Source organism: Pseudoalteromonas sp. PPB1, assembly GCF_015356275.1.
GTDB lineage: Bacteria > Pseudomonadota > Gammaproteobacteria > Enterobacterales > Alteromonadaceae > Pseudoalteromonas > Pseudoalteromonas rubra_D.
The window spans coordinates 242661-263325 of the sequence record NZ_JACEQV010000002.1; the positions used below are offsets into that span (position 1 = coordinate 242661).

The 20665-nt window shown below is 47.3% G+C and carries 22 protein-coding genes; 4 read left to right on the forward strand and 18 right to left on the reverse strand.

Annotation, left to right across the window (positions count from 1 at the left end; all coding sequences use genetic code 11):
* Positions 1-18: 18 nt before the first annotated feature.
* The 4 genes from IY568_RS03375 (at position 19) to IY568_RS03390 (ending at position 3967) form a co-directional block, all read left to right on the forward strand.
* The gene (locus IY568_RS03375) at positions 19-315 is read left to right on the forward strand and encodes an EscU/YscU/HrcU family type III secretion system export apparatus switch protein (protein WP_010385716.1); all 297 of its coding nucleotides are present in this window, start codon (positions 19-21) and stop codon (positions 313-315) included.
* Positions 316-563: 248 nt separating this feature from the next.
* The gene (locus tag IY568_RS03380) at positions 564-941 is read left to right on the forward strand and encodes a hypothetical protein (RefSeq protein ID WP_010385715.1); all 378 of its coding nucleotides are present in this window, start codon (positions 564-566) and stop codon (positions 939-941) included.
* Between the two features lie 40 nt (positions 942-981).
* Positions 982-1710 (forward strand): hypothetical protein, encoded by a 729-nt coding sequence (locus IY568_RS03385; protein ID WP_194866786.1) that lies wholly within the window; start codon positions 982-984, stop codon positions 1708-1710.
* 97 nt (positions 1711-1807) lie between these two features.
* Positions 1808-3967 (forward strand): ATP-binding protein, encoded by a 2160-nt coding sequence (locus IY568_RS03390; RefSeq protein ID WP_194866787.1) that lies wholly within the window; start codon positions 1808-1810, stop codon positions 3965-3967.
* 110 nt (positions 3968-4077) lie between these two features.
* Here IY568_RS03390 and IY568_RS03395 read toward each other — a convergent pair whose 3' ends face one another.
* The 18 genes from IY568_RS03395 to fliO all read right to left on the reverse strand — a co-directional run bounded on the left by IY568_RS03395 (position 4078) and on the right by fliO (position 20659).
* Positions 4078-4383, reverse strand: a complete 306-nt coding sequence (locus tag IY568_RS03395) for a hypothetical protein (protein ID WP_194866788.1) — start codon at positions 4381-4383, stop codon at positions 4078-4080.
* A gap of 335 nt (positions 4384-4718) precedes the next feature.
* Positions 4719-5120: a DUF2802 domain-containing protein gene (locus tag IY568_RS03400; RefSeq protein WP_416365153.1), complete on the reverse strand. Its 402-nt coding sequence runs from the start codon at positions 5118-5120 to the stop codon at positions 4719-4721.
* Between the two features lie 27 nt (positions 5121-5147).
* On the reverse strand, positions 5148-5645 hold the full coding sequence (locus IY568_RS03405; RefSeq protein ID WP_010385708.1) for a chemotaxis protein CheW: 498 nt from the start codon (positions 5643-5645) through the stop codon (positions 5148-5150).
* 24 nt (positions 5646-5669) lie between these two features.
* Entirely contained in the window at positions 5670-6482 is an 813-nt protein-coding gene (locus IY568_RS03410) for a chemotaxis protein CheW (protein ID WP_125563807.1), read from the reverse strand.
* Positions 6475-7260, reverse strand: coding sequence for a ParA family protein (locus tag IY568_RS03415; protein WP_194866789.1), 786 nt, complete (start codon positions 7258-7260; stop codon positions 6475-6477). Before IY568_RS03415 ends, IY568_RS03410 begins: the two co-directional genes overlap by 8 nt.
* A gap of 53 nt (positions 7261-7313) precedes the next feature.
* Complete coding sequence (locus tag IY568_RS03420; protein ID WP_125563808.1) at positions 7314-8477, reverse strand: protein-glutamate methylesterase/protein-glutamine glutaminase; 1164 nt, start codon at positions 8475-8477, stop codon at positions 7314-7316.
* An 80-nt stretch (positions 8478-8557) separates the two neighbouring features.
* Positions 8558-10801 carry a chemotaxis protein CheA gene (locus IY568_RS03425; protein ID WP_138538175.1) on the reverse strand — a complete coding sequence of 748 codons (2244 nt, stop codon included), beginning with the start codon at positions 10799-10801 and terminating at the stop codon, positions 8558-8560.
* 15 nt (positions 10802-10816) lie between these two features.
* Positions 10817-11587, reverse strand: coding sequence for a protein phosphatase CheZ (locus IY568_RS03430; RefSeq protein WP_010385698.1), 771 nt, complete (start codon positions 11585-11587; stop codon positions 10817-10819).
* Between the two features lie 19 nt (positions 11588-11606).
* Positions 11607-11990, reverse strand: coding sequence for a chemotaxis response regulator CheY (cheY, locus tag IY568_RS03435; RefSeq protein WP_010385696.1), 384 nt, complete (start codon positions 11988-11990; stop codon positions 11607-11609).
* Between the two features lie 43 nt (positions 11991-12033).
* Positions 12034-12768, reverse strand: coding sequence for an RNA polymerase sigma factor FliA (locus tag IY568_RS03440; protein ID WP_010385694.1), 735 nt, complete (start codon positions 12766-12768; stop codon positions 12034-12036).
* A 2-nt stretch (positions 12769-12770) separates the two neighbouring features.
* Positions 12771-13631 carry a MinD/ParA family ATP-binding protein gene (locus tag IY568_RS03445; RefSeq protein ID WP_010385692.1) on the reverse strand — a complete coding sequence of 287 codons (861 nt, stop codon included), beginning with the start codon at positions 13629-13631 and terminating at the stop codon, positions 12771-12773.
* Positions 13624-15156, reverse strand: a complete 1533-nt coding sequence (gene flhF / locus IY568_RS03450; RefSeq protein WP_194866790.1) for a flagellar biosynthesis protein FlhF — start codon at positions 15154-15156, stop codon at positions 13624-13626. The genes IY568_RS03445 and flhF overlap by 8 nt, the downstream gene beginning before the upstream one ends.
* 20 nt (positions 15157-15176) lie before the next feature.
* The gene (gene flhA / locus IY568_RS03455; RefSeq protein ID WP_125563812.1) at positions 15177-17273 is read right to left on the reverse strand and encodes a flagellar biosynthesis protein FlhA; all 2097 of its coding nucleotides are present in this window, start codon (positions 17271-17273) and stop codon (positions 15177-15179) included.
* A gap of 60 nt (positions 17274-17333) precedes the next feature.
* Positions 17334-18464, reverse strand: coding sequence for a flagellar biosynthesis protein FlhB (gene flhB, locus IY568_RS03460; RefSeq protein WP_125563814.1), 1131 nt, complete (start codon positions 18462-18464; stop codon positions 17334-17336).
* 21 nt (positions 18465-18485) lie between these two features.
* On the reverse strand, positions 18486-19265 hold the full coding sequence (gene fliR / locus IY568_RS03465; protein WP_125563815.1) for a flagellar biosynthetic protein FliR: 780 nt from the start codon (positions 19263-19265) through the stop codon (positions 18486-18488).
* Between the two features lie 6 nt (positions 19266-19271).
* Positions 19272-19541, reverse strand: a complete 270-nt coding sequence (gene fliQ, locus IY568_RS03470; protein WP_010385685.1) for a flagellar biosynthesis protein FliQ — start codon at positions 19539-19541, stop codon at positions 19272-19274.
* A gap of 1 nt (position 19542) precedes the next feature.
* The gene (gene fliP, locus IY568_RS03475; RefSeq protein WP_194866791.1) at positions 19543-20283 is read right to left on the reverse strand and encodes a flagellar type III secretion system pore protein FliP; all 741 of its coding nucleotides are present in this window, start codon (positions 20281-20283) and stop codon (positions 19543-19545) included.
* 4 nt (positions 20284-20287) lie between these two features.
* The gene (gene fliO / locus IY568_RS03480) at positions 20288-20659 is read right to left on the reverse strand and encodes a flagellar biosynthetic protein FliO (RefSeq protein WP_125563818.1); all 372 of its coding nucleotides are present in this window, start codon (positions 20657-20659) and stop codon (positions 20288-20290) included.
* Positions 20660-20665 lie beyond the last annotated feature (6 nt).

The following is a 20665-nucleotide window of genomic DNA, read 5'->3' on the forward strand; positions in this document are numbered from 1 at the left end:
TGTATGTAGTTGAACCTTATGGAACAAAAAACCGCCATTGGCTTGTTATATGAAGCCGGTAAGTCACCCGAAGTCGTCTGTAAGGGCTTTGGCGAACTGGCCGAAGAGATCATTGCACTCGCCAAAGAAAAAGACATCATGATCCACGAAGATGCGACGCTCGTTCAGACGCTCAGTCAGCTCGACCTGCACGAAGAAATCCCCAAAGAACTGTATTATGTGATTGCAGAGCTCATCGCTTTTTCCTACGTTTTGCGTGGTAAATTTCCTCCAGGCTGGAAACACTTTCAGGGCAAATTGAATATCAAAGCCTGAGCATGCCATTATCAAACACCACATATCGAAATGCGCGCGTCTTGCTCACGCTCCAGGCCCCTCTGCACCGCATATAAATTAACGACATCTCATTTAAAATCCTGACATATATCGTAATTTTTTCTTTTCCTGGCGTGTCACTGACTGAGTTTGTCGGTCAATTGAATGCGCCTGCTACCCGGCTTTTATAAGCTTGCTGCGTCCCACAGGACATATCACGTAAAACAAAAACGGTAGAGGAAAATACCATGTCACACATCAAACTATTCATAAATACAGCGCTGGTGATTGGCGCTTTGGGTACTCTGGCAACCTCAGCTCCGGCAGAAGCAAAGCGCTTCAGAGTCAAAAACTGCACAACTATTGAGTGGGTGCAAGTAGCCTCTTACAACAGTTCAGACAGCTCGATGTTTTCACCCCACAGTAAAAAGCAAGTTAAGTCCGGAGAAACTGCACAGCTAAAATGTGACTCAAATCGTTGTCGCTTCGATGTACAGGACACACGGTTTAGTTACCGCAAGGGGAAGATTGGCAAACGAAAATGGCTAAAACTGGACATTACCCGACATGGTAATATGCAAAACTATTACTACGTCTCTGTGAGTAAAAATGAGCCACAGTGCTAATAGCTAACCACACAGGGCAGACTCGTCAATGTGCTTCCCTGTGTCACTCAAACGAAAACAACTCAAAGTATTCCTGATGAGCAAAGTCGCATTTATCGCCGTAGTGAGTCTGGTTATTCATGGACTCATGGCACTCAACTGGGTAACGCCCGCCACGCAACCGATCACATCAAATAATCATACTTGCCATAGTGTTTTCCGTCCGCCCATTGACAACCCTGTTGTTCAACAACCAGTGCCTATGGATCAGAAAAACACGGTCAAGCAACCCAACATCATGCTTGATCCACAAACAGCCCAACTCGCTTCAGTGCCGTCTGCTCAGCTGATCAGTCAGTCGCTCACAAATCTGAAAGACGAGCTGAATAAACGCCTCGCCTCCGCTGAACAACCCCATGATTTACTGACCTTAACCGAGCAAGCGTTACTCTTAAAACAACCAGAGTTACTCTTCGCGCATGCGAATAAGATTTTGAACCAATCACAAGCACTTGATGCCCTGTTACAAGAAGATTTACTGATCTCACTGGAAAATGTACTGCAACCTGAACATCTCGACGCGCTCATACCTTATCTGACATCACAATACGAAGATGTGCAGGAGGAAGCATTAGTTAGATTACTGGAAATCAAGGATGCACCTCAGATTGAACAGCACCTGAGTTATCTGGCCAACTATGGGTTAACCCTTTGGGTGAGAGAAGAAGCCGACAAACAGCTCACAATGCTGCATACTCGTTTGCCCATGAAAGCCTTGCCATCAGAATGATCGGGCAGCTTTGCCTGTACTCCATTTTTGTTACACACTTTTGCGCTATGTTATTCTGGGTTATTTTTTAATTATTGAATTTCATCGCTGAGACATTATGGACGCTGCACAGAACCCCTTCATCACCGTAAGTCATACCCGGATGCAAACCATCATCAACGCGGTGGGTATACTGGGTCTGGTTGTACACGCCTTACTGATAGTCGATTTTATTATTCTGGCGATCCCCGAGCTGGTTGCACTGGAAGTGTGTAGCACCATTGCCTGGTATGTTGCACTGCGATTAAATCGCACGAATAACACGTCAGGTGCCGTATTGCTGATGGTCGGCGAGGTGCTTGTCCACTCTACAATTGTGGTCCTGTATCTGGGTTTGGCACCCGGATTTCAACACTATTTATGGGCCGCAGTCCCCTTCATCCTGTTTTATCGAAAAATTCCATTATGGGGGATTGTCACCTGTACAGTGTCTTGCATGGGGCTGTTTGTAGCGTTTTACCTGTTTGCTCAGGACATTGAGTATACATATGCCTATTCAGCACTGCTGCCCTATATTCATGTATCCAATCTGATCATTGCGTTTATGGCACTGGGTCTCACCTGCTTTCATTTTTACAATGCCACCATGGAAGCAGAGCAAGAAATTGCCAAGATGGCAGCAGAGAAAGTACAGCTGACCGAAGCAGCACTTGCAAAGAAAAACACCTTTTTCGCCAACGTCTCTCATGAGTTCAGAACCCCGCTAACGCTTATAACTGGCCCTCTTGAATCCATTATCACAAGCACTGAGACACCGGATAAAGCATCTCTGAAAAGAATCCTGAGCAACGCAAAGCGCCTGCAAAGATTGGTAGAACAAACCTTAGAGCTGACCAAATCTGATTTCATCCTGCCTGAGGATAGGCATACACTGGCGCTAGACAATATCGCTGAACAAGTAAGTACTGCTTTTATCGCCCTGGCTAGGGAAGAAAAGATAGACATTCAGTGCCATACGCACAGCGAATGCCTGGTTGATATACCAATACAAGATGCTGAAGCCATCCTCTGTAATTTGATATCCAATGCAATTAAATATTCTAAACCTGACAGCGAAATACAGATCCGGTGTGAACAGGTCGACAATACCGTGCAGCTTAGCGTCAGCGACGCCGGCATTGGCATTGCGCCACAGGATCAACACCGTATTTTTGAACGTTTTGTGCGTCTTGACACAGATATGGCTAACACAGTTGCGGGCACTGGCATTGGCCTTGCCCTCGTCAAAGATCTGGTGCAGCGCGCACATGGTCACATCACAGTGTGTAGCGATGGGGTTTCGGGCACGCAGTTCACCGTCACCTTCCCACTGAGCGACAACACATCCAATACAGATTATCCTTTGCAAACAAGCGATGTGGTTACGCTGGAGCAAGTTAATCTGCAACATCAAATCACGCCCAGTGCGCCGCAATGCCCCGATGAAGATGTACAACATCAGCCCAGCATACTGATTGTCGAGGACAATCCTGATATGCGTGCTTACATAGCGGATTGCCTGCACGGCACATACCAGGTGTTGTTTGCTGATGAGGGAGAAAACGGTTTCAACCTGGCAAAAACACATGTGCCCGATCTCATCTTGACTGATCTGATGATGCCAAATGTGGATGGATTTCAGTTAGCACAAAAACTGCGTGAAGAACTCACAACCTGCCATATCCCAATACTCATGCTCACAGCAAAGGGCGACGAAGACAGTCAGACACTAGCCTGGAAAATGGACATTGATGCATTTATGAGTAAGCCTTTTAACGCAGAGCGATTACGAACCCGGATCCATAACTTGCTCAACATACGCAGCCTAATCAGTCAAAGAGTGGGCGAACAACCTAGCGCCCTTACCTCTAACATAACGCATCGTGAAAGGTACGCAGGGATCAGTAGCAAAGATGCTCAGTTTATCGACCAGCTAGAGCACTGGATGGCTGCACATTTTGCAGAGCAAAGCTTAACGATCAAATCACTTCTGCCCACGGTTGCCATGAGTGAACGTCAGCTACAAAGAAAGTTTAAAGCCCTGTTAGGGCATACTTTTTCTGAGTACGTCAAAAAATTCAGGCTCAATAAAGGCGCCGAAATGCTTGCAAGTGGTATGAGTGTGACTCAGGTTGCCTTTGAATGCGGTTTTTCGTCGCAAAGCTACTTTAGCCTGTGTTTTAAAGCACAATATGGCGTCGCGCCTAGCCAGTTTCATCTGCAATCCGAGCGCCCTTAAGCGCTTTGAAGTCCATCCTGAATATATGAGCCCAGTTTAGCCCAGCAAGGAACCGTCTGGTGCCGGGCTCTCTTTAATCAGACCAATAAACTTACGCACTTTGAGGATATTCAGGATATCCCTGTGTACAAGCAACCAACAATCCAGTGTCCGGGGTCATGTAAGCCAAGCACGATCAACTGCTCGTACTGTGCAATTACCTGTACCGTGGATACTGAGATACCCAAGCTCTGGTGTAATGCAGCCGTGATAATCTGCGCAGCCGAGCTGGAAAGTGAGATATTTTCGACTGCTGCATGCGTATGGATCCACTCGTTCCAGGGTAAATGTGCCAATCGCTCATTCAGCGCGATAACTTTGTGTTGGTGCAATGTGTCGGCAGTCGGCATACCATAACTGTCAATATACGTTTGCACTGGGCGACATTGCAGATGTTGGCGAAACCAAACTAGGCTACCTGGCGGTTGAGCAAGGCAAGTAGCAGGCAGACTTGATCACACACCAATATCGCGGCAAACAAGTCAACCCCTGTAAACGAGTGGCGTTTATAGCGTTAGTGCCCACTGGACAGTGGGCCGGAGTGGTGCAATTGCCCTTTATGGTGTCAACCTGTAAGGCATTGGTTAATATTAAACAAAAAGATCTGTTTATCAGTAAAACGTTTAAGGCCTTCTCAGCCTGAGGAAAGGCAGCCAACGCACAGCCAGTTTATTCATGCCGGTTCGTCGTTGGCTGACAATGAGCAACCATCTCATTGTTTGTTATGTAGGGACATTAACAGTTCTGCTTCAGCACGAGGCAGTTCACACTCTCGCATTATCTCTTCAATGTCGGCGCCCAGTTCGACCATCTTGACCGCGCGGGAATAAATCTTCGCATCAGGATCGTCATACTTTTGAGCGGCCTGTTGCTGGGCAAGATCCTTGGCATAATTTTCACAAGCAACCAGACGCTTACCAATACTCAGGACACTGGCGCGAACTTCTGCAATTTCGCTACGTAGGATAGCAACTTGTTCATTTTCACGCTTGAGGTGCTGAAGCAACTTACCATGTTCGTTATTTTGCTTTTGTACTTTTTTGCTTAGCGCAAAAATAAACCCCAAGCACACTAAACACAGCAGGCTTGAGGCGATTACTAGGAGCAATAAAATCTCGTTTTGGGTTACTGCTTGCACGGGTTAAATATGGCTCAACTCATCCCACTCATCATCACTGAGTAGTTTATTTAAATCAACCAGGATCAGCAGCTCACCTTCACGGTTAGAAACACCCTGAATGAATTTAGCGCTTTCTTCTGTGCCAATATTTGGTGCACTGTCAATCTCAGAGCTGCGCAGATACACTACCTCAGCAACACTGTCGACCAGAATACCAACAACTTGCTTTTCTGCCTCGATGATCACGATACGAGAGTTGTCTGTGACCTCAGAGCTTGGTAGCCCAAAACGAGAGCGGGTATCGATGACAGTCACAACATTACCACGTAGATTGATGATACCAAGCACATAGGTTGGTGCACCTGGTACAGGGGCAATCTCGGTATAGCGTAATACTTCCTGCACCTGCATTACGTTAATGCCGTAGGTTTCATCCTCTAGCTTATAGGTAACCCACTGAAGGACTTCATCATTACTATCTGCATTTTTATCAGCCGAAAGTATTCTCTCTTGACTCATGATTTTACTCCAGTTAGATGCTAGCTACTGCTCTCGGCTATCGAGGCCATGCTCTAGCAATCGATTTAAATTCTCAACATCTATCAGTGCGCACATTTTTTCTTTAATGACGCCCGCCAGCCATGGCCTTTTGCCATCGGCTGTTCGCCATTTCACATCTTCTGGCTTCAACGTAATATTATTGACCAGATTTTCGGCTAACAAACCCCACTGACTATCGCCCAGCATAATCAAGTACTGGTAGTCCAGGTTCTCTTCCAGCTCAGGCGTGAATTTTTCCGGCATCACCCAACGGGCTGTATCCACCACATTGAGTTTTTCTTCCCGGTTAAGCATCACACCCTTAAACCATTTTGGCTTACCAAACAATTGATTAACTTCAGTAAGCTGATGTATACCACCCAGTGACTTCAATGGCACAGCCAAAGTAAGCCCCGCTACTTCGAAAAACAGCGCCTGAAATTCATTTTCTAGATAAGCATCACGCGCGCGAGCTGGCACAGCCTGCTCAGCTTCTTCTTTGATAATAGTAGTATTTTCAGTTATCTCAAGATCATCGGCCGGGGTTATTACCTGCACGTCCTGAGCGGTTTCCTGCTCAACAACGGGTTCAGTCGGAGGTTCAGCAATGGGTTGCTCCGCGAGTGCTTCAGTATGAGCAGTCTCTGAGCGCTCAACAACACTGGGAGCTGCGGCATTGTCTTCCTGTGCTTCAGGCACAGACTCCAACAATTTAGCCACAGGTGCAAGCGCGACTTCATCTTCCTCTTCTTCGCGTAACAAGGCACCCAGATACTGTTTCATGACCTGTTCATTGGCAAACAGATGCTTACTCATTACTACCTCTATCAACTTCTGCAAGGTGTTCTAATAAGGCACGATATGCATAGACGCCACGCGATTTAGGGCAATACTGCACCGGCACTTGCTGCGCTAAACTAGCATCTCTGAACTTGGTATCAACCGGGATCACACCAGGCCAAACTTTATCCTGATAAGTCTCTACCAAAGACTTATAGGCTTCGAGAGATGCTTTAGTGCGCTTATCATACATAGTTGGCACTATAGTATATTGATATTGCTTGGAATGCGAACTTTGCATTAATGACATTGTCCGCATCATACGATCCAGCCCTTTCAATGCCAGAAACTCTGTTTGTACAGGGATGAGAATGCGCTCGCTTGCAGCGAGAGCATTCACCATAAGCACACCAAGTACAGGCGGGCAATCCAAAATGGCATAGTCATAATGCTCACTGATCTTGGCAAGCGCCTTTTTCAGAATGAGCCCCATCCCCGAGCGATTGCCCATGCTGCGATCCAGTGTCGCAATAGCCATAGTCGCCGGTAATATGTCGAGATTCTCGACAGTTGAAGGACAAAGCGCCTGAAGAATTTCTTCGCTGGCCATATTTGAACCGCGAATGAAAATATCGTACACACTGACTTCTAACTCTTCCGAGTCAATGCCAAAGTAGTATGTTAATGAGGCATGCGGATCTGTGTCTATCAATAATACACGTTTCCCCTGGAGCGCCAGGATCCCGCCGAGACTAACTGTGGTGGTGGTTTTACCCACCCCGCCTTTTTGGTTCGCTACCGTCCAGATTTTCACGTTATTTTTTTATTCCTTCGGCCAAACACAGATCGCATTCAGGCTAACATCTATTATGCGCAGCCTATTTCTTTGTTTATTCTCAGTGCGACATCCTGCAAAGCGATATCTTCAGTTGAAATTCCCGCGCTTGCAACAGCTTGTGGCATGCCGTACACCACACAGGTTTTTTCATCCTGTGCCCAGATAGTCGCACCGTTTTGTTTCAACATTCTGGCACCGTCTCGCCCATCCGCACCCATACCAGTCAGTATCACCGCGAGCACATCTCCGTTATATGCTTTGGCTGTACTGGCAAAAGTAACATCTACACTGGGTTTATAGGTAATACGAGGGCTGTCATCCTCAAACACCTTTAAGGTTTTACTACCGCCTCTGGCTTCAACCAACATCTGCTGGCCTCCCGGCGCCAAATAAGCGACACCTGGTTGCAAACGATCCCCCTGCTCCGCTTCTTTTACTTTGATTTTGCACAGACTATTCAGACGTTGCGCAAACGCTGGCGTAAATGCTGCTGGCATATGCTGGATCAATAAGATAGGGTGCGGAAAATTTGCAGGCAACTGAGTTAAAATGGTTTGCAGTGCAACCGGGCCACCGGTAGATGTACCGATAGCAACAATTTGATACTTTTTGCCAGACGCTTTGAACGACGCACCTGAACTTGGTGTGTCTGATGCAGGACGTGAAAAAGTTCGATCTGGTTGTGCAATTGGCTTAGCTGCAGGACGCAGGCCTGAAGATGCACTTGGCGCGCTACGTGTTGGTGAAGGTGCAGGTGCTGATGACGAACCAATAGGTCGGGTAAAGCGGCTCACACGACGTCGGCCAATTTCTTTGACCTTGTTCTGTAAAGAGCGGATAGCTTCTTCACTGTTACGGGCAATATCTTCAAACTTCTTCGGTAAGAAGTCGACCGCACCGGCATCCAGCGCGTCTAACGTCGCGCTGGCTCCTTCACGGGTCAATGACGAAAACATCAGAATGGGAGTGGGGGAACTCTGCATTATCTGCTTTACTGCGCTAATCCCATCCATTACCGGCATTTCCACGTCCATTGTGATGACGTCTGGCCTCAGTTTAGCAGCTTTATCGACCGCTTCCTGACCATTTACCGCAAAGTCAATCACTTTGATTTCAGGATCTTTTTCTAGTATTTCACTCACTCGACGACGAAAGAAGCTCGAGTCATCTACAACTAATACTTTAACTGCCATTGGCATTGCTCTTTTATTCGTTACAGATCCGAAAAGTGGTGTCTTTGACACCACTTTGTCGGTATAAATGCGCCGGGAATTTACTTGCCGGCGTAATATTTTAACATGCTGGGGACGTCCAGAATCAGCGCGATGCCACCATCAGATGTGATAGTCGCGCCAGCCATACCCGGAGTACCTTGCAATAAGGCATCAAGCGGCTTAATCACCACCTCTTCCTGGCCTATCAGAGAGTCAACCACAAAGCCTACTTGCTTAGTCCCCATCTGGACGATTACCACGTGCCCTTCTGCTTTCCGGGCGCCTCTGTCAGCACCTTTTACTAACCAGTGCTCCAGATAAAACAATGGAATTGCTTTTTCACGCACTATGATAGTCAATTGACCATCAACCACGTTGGTCTTGGTCAAATCAAGGTGGAATATTTCACTTACCCCAGCCAGCGGCAGTGCAAATGTTTGCTGACCAATCATCACCATCAGTGTTGGCAGAATGGCCAATGTCAGTGGCACTTTAATTTCCAGTATGGTACCCACACCCAGCTCTGACTGAATGTTGACGGAACCATTTAATTGGGTGATTTTAGTTTTGACCACGTCCATACCAACACCTCGGCCAGAGATGTCAGAAATTTGTTCTTTCGTTGAGAAACCTGGTGCGAAGATCAGATTGTAGGCTTCATTATCTGACAAGCGACTTGCCTGGTCAGAATCAATAACCCCTTTGCTTATCGCAATCTTCTTCAACTTCTCCGGGTCCATACCTGCACCATCATCACGAATGGTCAGCAGAATATGATCACCTTCCTGAGAGGCAGATAAGGTCACAGTACCGGTTCTTGATTTACCTGCAGCTTCACGAACATCCGGCATTTCAATACCATGGTCCACTGAGTTACGAACCAAGTGAACCAAAGGATCCGCAAGGGCTTCTACCAGGTTTTTATCCAGATCGGTGTCTTCCCCTTCCAGCACCAGACTAATGTCTTTCTTAAGGCTACGAGCCAAGTCCCGAACCACTCGAGGGAAACGACCAAACACTTTCTTGATTGGCTGCATCCGGGTTTTCATCACCGCGCCCTGAAGGTCTGCGGTCACCACATCGAGGTTGGAAATGGCTTTACCCATGGCTTCGCTGTTAGAGTTATTGGCTAAGCTAACCAACCGGTTACGCACCAATACCAGCTCACCGACCATATTCATGATCTCATCCAGGCGCTTAGTATCAACCCGAACGGTTGTTTCTGCCTGTGCTGCTGGTTTTTTCGCGGCGGCTTTATTGTCGGCCGCAGGCTTGCTCTCAGCTGCTGGTTTAGCAGGTGCCGGTTTGGCAGCAGGTGCGGGCGCCTTAGCCGCAGGTGCAGCTGGTTTAGGCTCAGGTTTAGGAGGTGCTTTGGGCGCTTCTTTCGGCGCTGCTGCTACTTCCTCTTCCGTTGATTTTGGTGCTTGCCCTTTTCCGTGCAACTCATCCAGTAAAGCTTCAAATTCGTCATCATTGATTTCATCGTCATCACCGCCAGATGCTTTCGGCGGCTCTGACGCTGCAGGTTGGGTCGGCGCCTTAGGCTGCTCAGCTGGCGCTTGTTCTGGTGTCGCACCAAATTTTCCGACTCCGTGCAACTCATCCAGCAAGCTGTCAAATTCATCATCGGTAATGTCGCCATCATCGCTGCTTGATGGAGCCGGTGTTGCACTCGGTGCGGCAGGTTCTTGCGATGCGACTGAGGGTCCATTACCTGAGCCATGTAACTCATCGAGCAAGCTCTCAAATTCTTCTTCAGAAATCTCGTCTATGCTGTCAGCACCGTCACTTGCAGGTTCATCAACAGGATCTGCTGGCGCATCGAACAGCACATCATCAGCACTGGGTGTCGCCACAACCGGTTCAGGCTCAGGCTCTGCTGCAGCGGGTGCATCAATCACTTCGTCTTCTGACTGTGGCTGACTGAGCTGATGTAAAACTTCCAGTAAGTGTGGATCAGCGGGGTCTGGTTGCTCTCTGTTTTGAATACACGAGAACATTTCATTGATGGTATCGAGTGATTGTAAAATCACATCCATCAATTCTGGTGTTACCTGACGCTGCCCCTGACGCAGGACATCAAACACGTTTTCCGCACCGTGACAAGCATCTACCAGCTCAGTCATGCTAAGGAAGCCTGCGCCCCCTTTAACGGTATGGAAACCACGGAAAATCGCATTTAACAGCTCTTTATCTTCCGGGTTGTTTTCTAGTTCGACAAGCTGCTCAGATAACAGTTCGAGTATTTCCCCAGCTTCAACAAGAAAGTCTTGTAAGATATCTTCATCGACTTCAAAGCTCATTCGCATACTCTCCTATTAGAAGCCCAAACTAGACAACAGGTCATCAACTTCATCCTGCCCGGATACGACATCATCTCGAGACTCAGCGTCCAAAATTGGACCCTCAGGACCTGATAACTCATCAGTAACGGCGGGGGCTTTAGTTTGTGCCTGTGGTTGGGCTGCAGTTTGTTGACTTTCATCTGCGCTGCCGAATACGGTCAACAAGTGAATTAGGCTGTCTTCAACTTCACGAACCAACTCAATGACACGCCGGATAACCTGTCCGGTTAAATCTTGATAATCTTGTGCCATCAACACATTGGTCATCAGATTTTGTAACTCATCTGTACGGCCTTTTGACGACTGCATAAAACTGTCAAGATCGTGGCACAAGGATTTGAACTCTCCAAGCTGGATATCCCGGCTCATTAATCTGTCCCAGGTGGGCTTAATTTCAGAGAGTTCATCGGCTAGTTCTTGGGCTAAGGGAAGACTTGCTTCTACGGCATCCATGGTTTTATTGGCAGCGCTTTCGGTCATCTCCATGACGTAATTAAGGCGCTGCTTGGCATCTGGAATGGCTTCTGTCGTGAGATCAGATAAACGGGTATCTAACTCAAAGTTCTTCAACGATTCATGAAGTTGTCGAGTTAGCTTGCCCACTTCAGCAAAAAGCTCTGATTGTTCTTTATTGGTGGCCTCAATTAATATCTCATCAGCCTTTTCCTGCTCACCTTGTTCAAGGTATTCAACGAGCAGTTTAGCCTGTTCCAGAGTTATCTGTGGCACAGAAGATGTTGACATAAGCCTACCCTTATCAATACTAGCCTAAACGTTCGAACACTTTTTCTAGTTTGGTTTTCAGGGTACCTGCCGTAAACGGTTTAACGATATAACCATTAACTCCAGCTTGGGCAGCAGCTACGATTTGTTCTTTTTTCGCTTCCGCTGTAACCATGAGTACTGGGATGTGTTTAAGCTTATCATCAGCACGAATTGCACGAAGCAAATCGATACCTTGCATGCCTGGCATATTCCAGTCAGTTACGACGAAGTCGAATTCCTGATTTTGCAACATTGGAAGTGCCGTACTGCCATCATCAGCCTCTTGAACATTGGTAAAGCCTAAGTCTCTTAGCAGGTTTTTGATTATTCTTCTCATCGTAGAAAAATCATCAACCACGAGAATTTTCATGTTCTTATCCAAAACTTCCTCCGGTGAGGTTTGAACCTATATTGTAAAACTAACTCTAATTGATCCAGTCATTGATCTTCGCACGAAGCTTGATCATTGCTTGACCGTGAATCTGACTCACTCGAGATTCGCTGACCTCTAAGATCGCACCAATCTCTTTTAAATTCATCTCATCGTTATAATACAAAGACAACACCAAAGCATCGCGCTCAGGTAAAGTCTTGATCGCATTGACTAACGATTCGTTAAAGCGCTCATTTTTAACATTATTGAATGGTTTGTCTAGCGCAAAATCGTTGCCTGCGGGAGAAATTACGTCTTCATCTACCCCCAAGTCTTCGATGCCGATCACTTTACTTGCATTGACATCATGTAAAATATGATGGTACTCATCTAGCGTAATATCAAGTTTTTCAGCGATTTCAGTATCTTTTGGTTCTCGCCCAAGCTGTGCTTCTAGCTCAGCAATAGCCTCTGCAACCATACGACCGTTTTTGTGTACCGAGCGGGGCGCCCAGTCACCACGGCGGATCTCGTCAATCATTGCGCCACGAATTCGAATTCCTGCAAAGGTTTCAAAACTTGCCCCTTTGCTCGCGTCAAAATTTTTGCAGGCTTCGATCAGTCCAATCATACCTGACTGGACTAAATCATCGAGCTGAACACTGGCTGGTAATCTGGCTAACAAATGACAGGCCACCTTTTTAACTAAAGGCGTATGACGTTCCACCACCTTATGCAGGTGGTCTGTCGTTTTATATCCCGCCATGCGGTTGACCGGTGAAGCCATCTTTAACCGTTTACCAATTGCTCAATAAAGAATTCCAAATGACCTGAAGGTTGGTGGGGAATGGGCCACTTGACAGCTTTGCTTGCCAGGCCTCTAAATGCCACAGCAGCAGGTGAATTAGGATAAAGCTCAACGATGGTTTTTTGACGACGCGAAGACTTACGCATATTTTCGTCAAATGGGATCGTTGCAACCAGCTCTAAAGCGACATCTAAGAATCGGTCTGTAACCTTGGACAGCTTAGCAAATAGCTCCTGCCCTTCTCTTAAGCTGCGTACCATGTTGGCCACAATTTTGAATTTGTAGACGCCATGTTCACGGCTTAATACTTTGATAAGCGCATAGGCATCGGTAATAGAAGTCGGCTCGTCACACACTACAACCAGTACATCCTGTGCAGCTCGAGAGAAGCTCAGCACCATGTCTGAAATACCAGCCGCCGTATCGACGATTAAAATATCAAATTCGCTGCTCAGCTCACTGAAGGCACGGATCAAACCAGCGTGCTCCGCAGGCGTTAATTCGACCATATTTTGTGAGCCTGACGTTGCAGGCACGATACGGATCCCAGCCGGACCCTCTACCAAAATTTCGTCTAGCTCGCATTCGCCGGACAATACATGAGATAAATTCTTCTCGACCCTCAAGCCTAGCATGACATCACAGTTAGCCAGACCTAAGTCAGCATCAAGCACCAAGACCCGGTTACCCTGCTGTCCTAATGCGATGGCAGTGTTGAGGGATACATTGGTTTTACCTACTCCACCTTTACCACCAGTCACTGCGATTACTTTTACACTGTGGTTATTTTTTTGGTTCATTCTCCGCAGGCCACTTGCTTGATCTAAAACTGTATTAATCATACATTCCTACTGTCTGGGACGCCACTGGTACACGTCGCGAATGTTGTGCTTTTGTTCTCTTTAAATACAATTGCTCAGCCTTTTTGACTAACTTCTGAGCGTTTGCCACGCGAATGTCTTCAGGCACTCGCTGACCATTGGTAAGATACCCTATTGGCAGACGATTTTGAATCGCTATGCTAATTATCTCACCTAAACTTAGACTTTCATCAAGTTTTGTAAAAATACAACCACTTAAATTGACTTTTTTGAAGTGGTTTACGGTTTCTTGCAGTACATGCATCTGCGCAGTCGCACTTAATACCAGGTAGCTGCGAATGTCAACACGGCTACTACGCATCAGGGTGTTTAGCTGCTCCGTCAGACGCAAGTCACGCTGACTCATTCCCGCCGTGTCTATTAATATTAGACGCTTATTGCGTAAATGATAAAGAACCTCTGCAAGTTCATTGGCATCTTTTACTTGCTTAACAGGACAGCCGATGATCCGACCATAGGTCGCCAATTGCTCGTAAGCACCGATACGATAGGTATCCGTTGTGATCAGTGCCACATTGTCTGCACCATATTTCTGTGCGCCCAGCGCTGCTAATTTTGCAACTGTTGTGGTTTTTCCAACCCCTGTTGGTCCGACCATCGCATATACACCGCCCTGACGCAGAATATCGTTGTTTGTTGTATGCATTTGATTGACAACCATATTCAGCAGTGCGTTCCACGCTTCTTTACGAGAAACGTCATCAGGAATGAAGCAAGCCATCTGCTCTGCGACTTCCGCACCAATCCCCATGCCTTTAAGACGCTCAACCAGACAAGCGCGGGTTGGATCACGACGTGCCATTTCCTGATTCATCAGCCCAGACAACTGAAACTCGAGTAACTGGCGGATGGCGTTCATCTCATCACGCATAGAAGACATTTCATCATCGTTGGCTTTTTTCTGCGCCGCTGGTTCGTCACCAAAGCCCTGATCGAGGTCATCTCCAAACTCCCAGGAAGTGGCTGCATCACCGCCATCAAAGTCATGACTTTGCGCTTCATAACGCGGTTGACGTGCAGCCTGGGGCGCTGCTTTTGCCGGTGCTTCGTTACGTTGCTGAGCGCCGAACATGTCATCGGTGTTAATGCCAGACTGAGAAAACATAGAAGCAAGCTCGGGCGACTTTGGACGAGGGGCTTGGCGCTCAAGCAAGGCTTCAAGACTGTCTGCAACCTGCGCCTGCTTCTGAGGCTCTGCGCGGCGAGGTTGAGGACGAACCATTCTGGCAGGCTGGCTGTAACTATGCTGAGCACTTTGCCCTGGGGCTGCCTGGCGAGGTGCAGCCTGCGCTGCGCTTTGCTGAGGAGCTGACTGCGCCGCCTGAGGCTGTGGAGCGGGTGTCCGATCATTGTCTACTGCAGCGACGATTTCAACGCCATCTGCCAGTTTCTTATTTGACATGATCACTGCATCTGCACCTAGCTCTTCTTTCACTTCTTTTAAAGCAGTACGCATATCTTTTGCAAAAAAACGTTTAATTTTCATGGTCAGCCCCTTCTAGTCCTCTACTGTCCAACTGAGCTCACTATCTTGATTTGTCTCTCATCCGGTACTTCCTGATATGACATCACTCTCAGTCCCGGTATGGTGTGTTTTACAAATCTTGACAGCACACTTCTTAACATACCTGAGGTTAATAAGATGGACGGCTCGCCGAGCATTTCTTGCGTTTGATGGGCTTCTCTTAATGAACCTTGAAGCCGCTCTGCAAGGCCTGGCTCTATGCCTGCCCCCTCATCACCTGCGTTCTGTAGAGACTTATGCAACATCTGTTCCAACTCAGGCGCCAATGTTATGACAGGGATTTCTTCAGCCCCACCTACCGCATCCTGAACGATCAATCGACGTAATGAAATACGCACTGCAGCCGTTAGTACATCCGGGTCCTGACTGCGTGGACCGTACTCAACCAGGGTCTGAACAATAGAGCGCATGTCACGAATTGCAACACCTTCATTCAGCAAGTTTTGCAGTACTTTCACAATCGTAGTGAGTGGCAAAATATCTGGTACCAGACCTTCAACCAGACGAGGATGACTCTTAGCCAGCATATCAAGCAGATTCTGCACCTCTTCATGCCCCAGCAGTAAAGACGCGTTATTGGTCAACAGCTGACTGATATGTGTCGCCACGACCGTCGCTGCGTCAACCACTGTGTAGCCCAGAGAATGTGCTTCATCTTTTTGCTCTGGTTTGATCCATACCGCTTCCAGGCCAAACGCAGGATCTTTGGTCGCCACGCCATTAATTGGACCAAAAACCTGACCAGGGTTGATGGCCAGCTCATCACCATGCTTCAGCTCACCATCTCCAGAACCCACACCCATCAAGGTGATGCGATATGCATTTGGGTCCAGTTCCAGGTTATCGCGGATGTGGACGGGCGGTACCAAAAAGCCCAGTTCCTGAGATAGCTTTTTACGCACCCCTTTAATTCGATTTAACAGCTCACCACCTTGCGACTGATCAACCAGCGGGATCAGGCGATAACCCACTTCCAGGCCAATCACATCGACTGGCTGTACATCATCCCAGCCTAGCTCTTTTTGTTCCTGCTGTTGAGACGCAACCGCGCCACCTTTCGATTCTTCAGCTTCCTGTTCTTGTGCTTTAATTTTTTGTTGATGTGAGTAATAAGCCAGATATCCGATCAGGGCACCCAGACCGAGGAAGGCAACATGAGGCATACCAGGTACGAGTCCCATAACAATCAGGATCCCCGCAGCGATAGACAAAGATTTCTCATTGCCCAGCTGCTGCGTCATTTGCTCACCCATGTTGTGCGATTCATTCTGACGCGTCACCACAATCGCAGTACCAATCGACAGTAACAGTGAAGGAAGCTGGGCAACCAGACCATCTCCGATTGTCAGTAAGGTATATACCTCCATGGCTCTGCTAAACGTCAGGTCGTGCTGAACCATACCTACAAACAACCCACCAATGATGTTAATTGCCAGGATAACGATGCCTGCGATGGCATCCCCTTTTACGAATTTACTGGCACCATCCATCGAACCATAAAAATCGGCTTCACGGGTTACTTCTTCACGTCGTGTTCTCGCTTCGTCTGCTGAGATAAATCCGGCATTCAAATCTGCGTCTATCGCCATCTGTTTACCCGGCATTGCATCCAGGGTAAAACGTGCAGATACTTCAGAGATACGACCGGCACCTTTGGTAATAACCACAAAGTTAATGATGATTAGAATCAGGAAGACCACCAGACCCACCGCATAGTTACCGCCAATCACAACGGAACCAAATGCTTCGATCACTTTACCGGCTGCGTCACCGCCGTTATGACCCTCCAACAAAACCACCCGGGTACTGGCAACGTTCAGCGCCAATCGCAAAATGGTCGCAATCAGTAGCACTGATGGAAACATACCGAATTCAAGCGGTTTCATGGTGTAAACCGTCACCAGCAGAACCACCAGGGCCAGCGCGATATTGAATGAGAATAAGATATCGAGCAAAAATGGCGGCATAGGTAACACCACCATGCCCAATGCAGCCAGAACCAGTACCGGTGTACCGACCCCTTTTGCATATTCTTTTTTATCTCGATTAATTTGTTGTAAAACCGCTTTAAAATCCATAACTTACAAACCACAAATTATTGACGCAGTTACATTAAAGCAAGTTTGATACCAATTAGCTTAGTGTTTCAATTCATCTGGAATGGGCAGGTCTTTCTTTAATTCAACCGGGCGCTTACCACGGCCCTTGTTAAATTTCTTCAATTGAAACACGTAGGCCAGCACCTGGGCCACGGCGGTGAATAGTTTTTGTGGGATTTGGTCGCCCACTTCGGTCGTATGATACAAAGAGCGGGTTAAAACAGGTGATTCAACAATGGGGACTTCGTTCCCTTTAGCAATTTTACGGATCTGCATCGCCAGTTCATCAACGCCTTTGGCAATCACCATGGGCGCGCCCGCTTTTTCTGTGTCGTATTTTAGCGCCACAGAGTAATGAGTTGGGTTGGTGACCACCACATCGGCATCAGGCACTTCCTGCATCATCCGTCGTTGCGACATTTCACGCTGTGTGCGCCGGATACGGGCTTTAATCTGAGGATCACCTTCCGAGTTCTTATACTCATCTTTGACCTCTTGTAGCGTCATCTTGAGCTGTTTATGATGATTGTAACTCTGATATGGCGCATCAATTGCCGAGATAATGATCATGGTGCAACTCAGCGCCAGAAACATCCAGGCCAAAATTTCCAGGGAGTGCATAATGCTGCCCGGAATTTGCTCGATACTGAGATGCAGTATCTCGTAAAAGAATACCTTAATAAGTAATATCGCAAACCCGGCCACCAGTACAAACTTGAGGATCGACTTAACCAACTCCACCGCAGCCTGTGGCCCAAACATCCGTTTTATGCCTTTCATTGGGGACATTTTACTTGGCTTGGGTGCCGCTGCTTGCCAGCTAAAATTAAAGCCACCTAACAGTGTATTACCAATGATCCCAGCCACCATAATGATCAACACAAACATACTCAGCGGAAAAATGATTTCAGAAAATGCATCCCCCCAGACAGAAAACATTTTGGTGGTGTCATAGGTTTCATTACGGTTCAGTGTAAACATTCGACCCATCATGTTGTACAGCCCCTTGGCAATGTCCGGGCCGTACAGCAACAATGACACAGCAGAAAATATAAGTACAAATGTCGTGCCCAACTCTTTTGAGCGGGCAACTTGCCCTTTCTTACGGGCATCTGCAATTTTCTTATCCGTGGGTTCTTCTGTACGTTCCTGACCAGAATCTTCTGCCATCGTTTTGCTCCCGCTACTCGATTACACCGTGCACCCGATCAGGTTACACATTAATTCTGTCATTTTCAGCCACTGAAACTCGTATTGAATCACAAAGTTCCCCATCGTTGCCCAGATGATCAACAAACCCGACACCATAGTAAAAGCAAACCCCACAGAGAAAATATTCATCTGCGGTGCTGCACGCGTCATAATACCGAATGACAGGTTTATCAGTAGCATGGCGGTTAGTGGTGCCAGCGACAATGCCAGCGCAGTGGCAAATAGCCAGCTGCCCCAGGTCACAATCTGCCAATAATTATCAACGACCCACCAGCTGCCATCAATGGGCCAGCTCTGAAAGCTATACACCACCATCTTGATCATCATCAGGTGGCCATTAAAAACAAAAAACAGCAATGTCGCCAGAATCAGATAAAACTGACCGACTGCCGGTACGCTCAATCCATTGGCCGGGTCAACCACGGAAGCAAAGCCTAGCCCCGTTTGCATTGCCAGAATCTGACCCGCAACAATAAACGTATTGAGCAGCAGTATAGAAGCAAACCCGATTGAGACCCCGACTATAATTTCATGCATCACCACCAGTACCATGGCGAAAGAAAATAAGTCGGTGAACTGGGTCTGAGGAATAGCCGGAACAACCGCAACAGTCACAACAACTGACATAGCAAGCTTGATACGGGTTGGGACACTCTGTGCCCCTAAACCTGCCATTATCATAATCATCGAACTGATCCTGATAAACGGCAACATATAGTCACTGAGCGCCTGAATAATGAGTTCGAAGGGGTACTCCATGGCACGTTACCCTGCGATTTCTGGGATCTGAAGCACCAACTGGTTGAAAAAATCCATCAGTACCTGAGTCATCCAGTGACCACCGAAAATCAGGGCTACAATGGTGACGATAAGTCTGGGCAGGAAGCTTAAGGTTTGTTCGTTGATCGAGGTTGCCGCCTGGAATACCGCCACGACCAGACCTATCATCAGGCCCGGCAATACAATGGCGGTCACCAGTTTAATAACAATAAAAAGCGAATCACTCAGAATATCGACAAAAACTTCTGGTTCCATGTCACACTCCTAAGCCAAAGCTGCGAGCCAGGGTACCCATGATCAGAGACCAGCCATCGACCAGCACAAACAACATAATCTTAAAAGGCAAGGCCACTATCATAGGTGACAGCATCATCATACCCATCGCCATCAATACACTGGCAACCACCAGATCCACAATCAGGAAGGGGATGAAAAACATAAAGCCGATGATAAAAGCGGTTTGCAGTTCACTGGTCACAAACGCCGGAATAATGACCACAAACGGGGTATCTTCCGGGCTATCCAGCTTATCGTAGCCAGCTATTTTAGCGAATGTTTCCAAATCCTTTATCCGCGTTTGCGATAACATAAACGCTTTGATCGGTTCCTTGGCTTGCTCAAGCGCCTGAATTGACGTCATTTCTTCATTCAGATAAGGCTGTACCGCGCGCTCATTAATCTGGTTAAAGATAGGTGCCATAATAAAAAAGGTCAGAAACAAAGACATTCCCACCAATACCTGGTTAGACGGTGATTGCTGCAAGCCAATCGCCTGACGCAGGATAGCCAAAACCACAATGATGCGGGTAAAGGAAGTCATCATAATTACAGCAGCAGGGATAAAACTCAGCGCCGTCATGATAGCCAGTACTTGCAGCGTGACTGAATATTCCTGAGAGCCATCCGGATTGGTTGTCACACTCAGTGCCTCAATGCCGTCAGCTAACGCCCCCGGAGCAAAGCACAACACTGTGATAAGGAGTAAAAATCGGATCATAGGTTCATTTCTTATTGTTATTTGCGCCAGACATTAAGCGGCTGAGTTCTTGAGCAAATGGGGCTGTGGGTGTCACTTCTAAAGGCGACTCTAACTGATATAAATAATTAATACTGTGTGGTGTCACACCAAGCAAGTGTTGTTTATCGTCTATTTCAATGACCAGTAATCGCTCTTTGCTGCCAAGCGGCAGACTGCGGATCACTTTAAAATCCTGGCTATTACCGAGATTGGGATTGAAGCGTTTCACAAGCAGGGCCAGTCCAATGATTGCCACCACCACAAACGCCAAAGACAGGCCCATAGACAACAGCTCACTGCTGAGCCCACCTGGTGGCTGCACCGCAGCCACACTGGAGAATATCAAAGCACTCATTAGCGG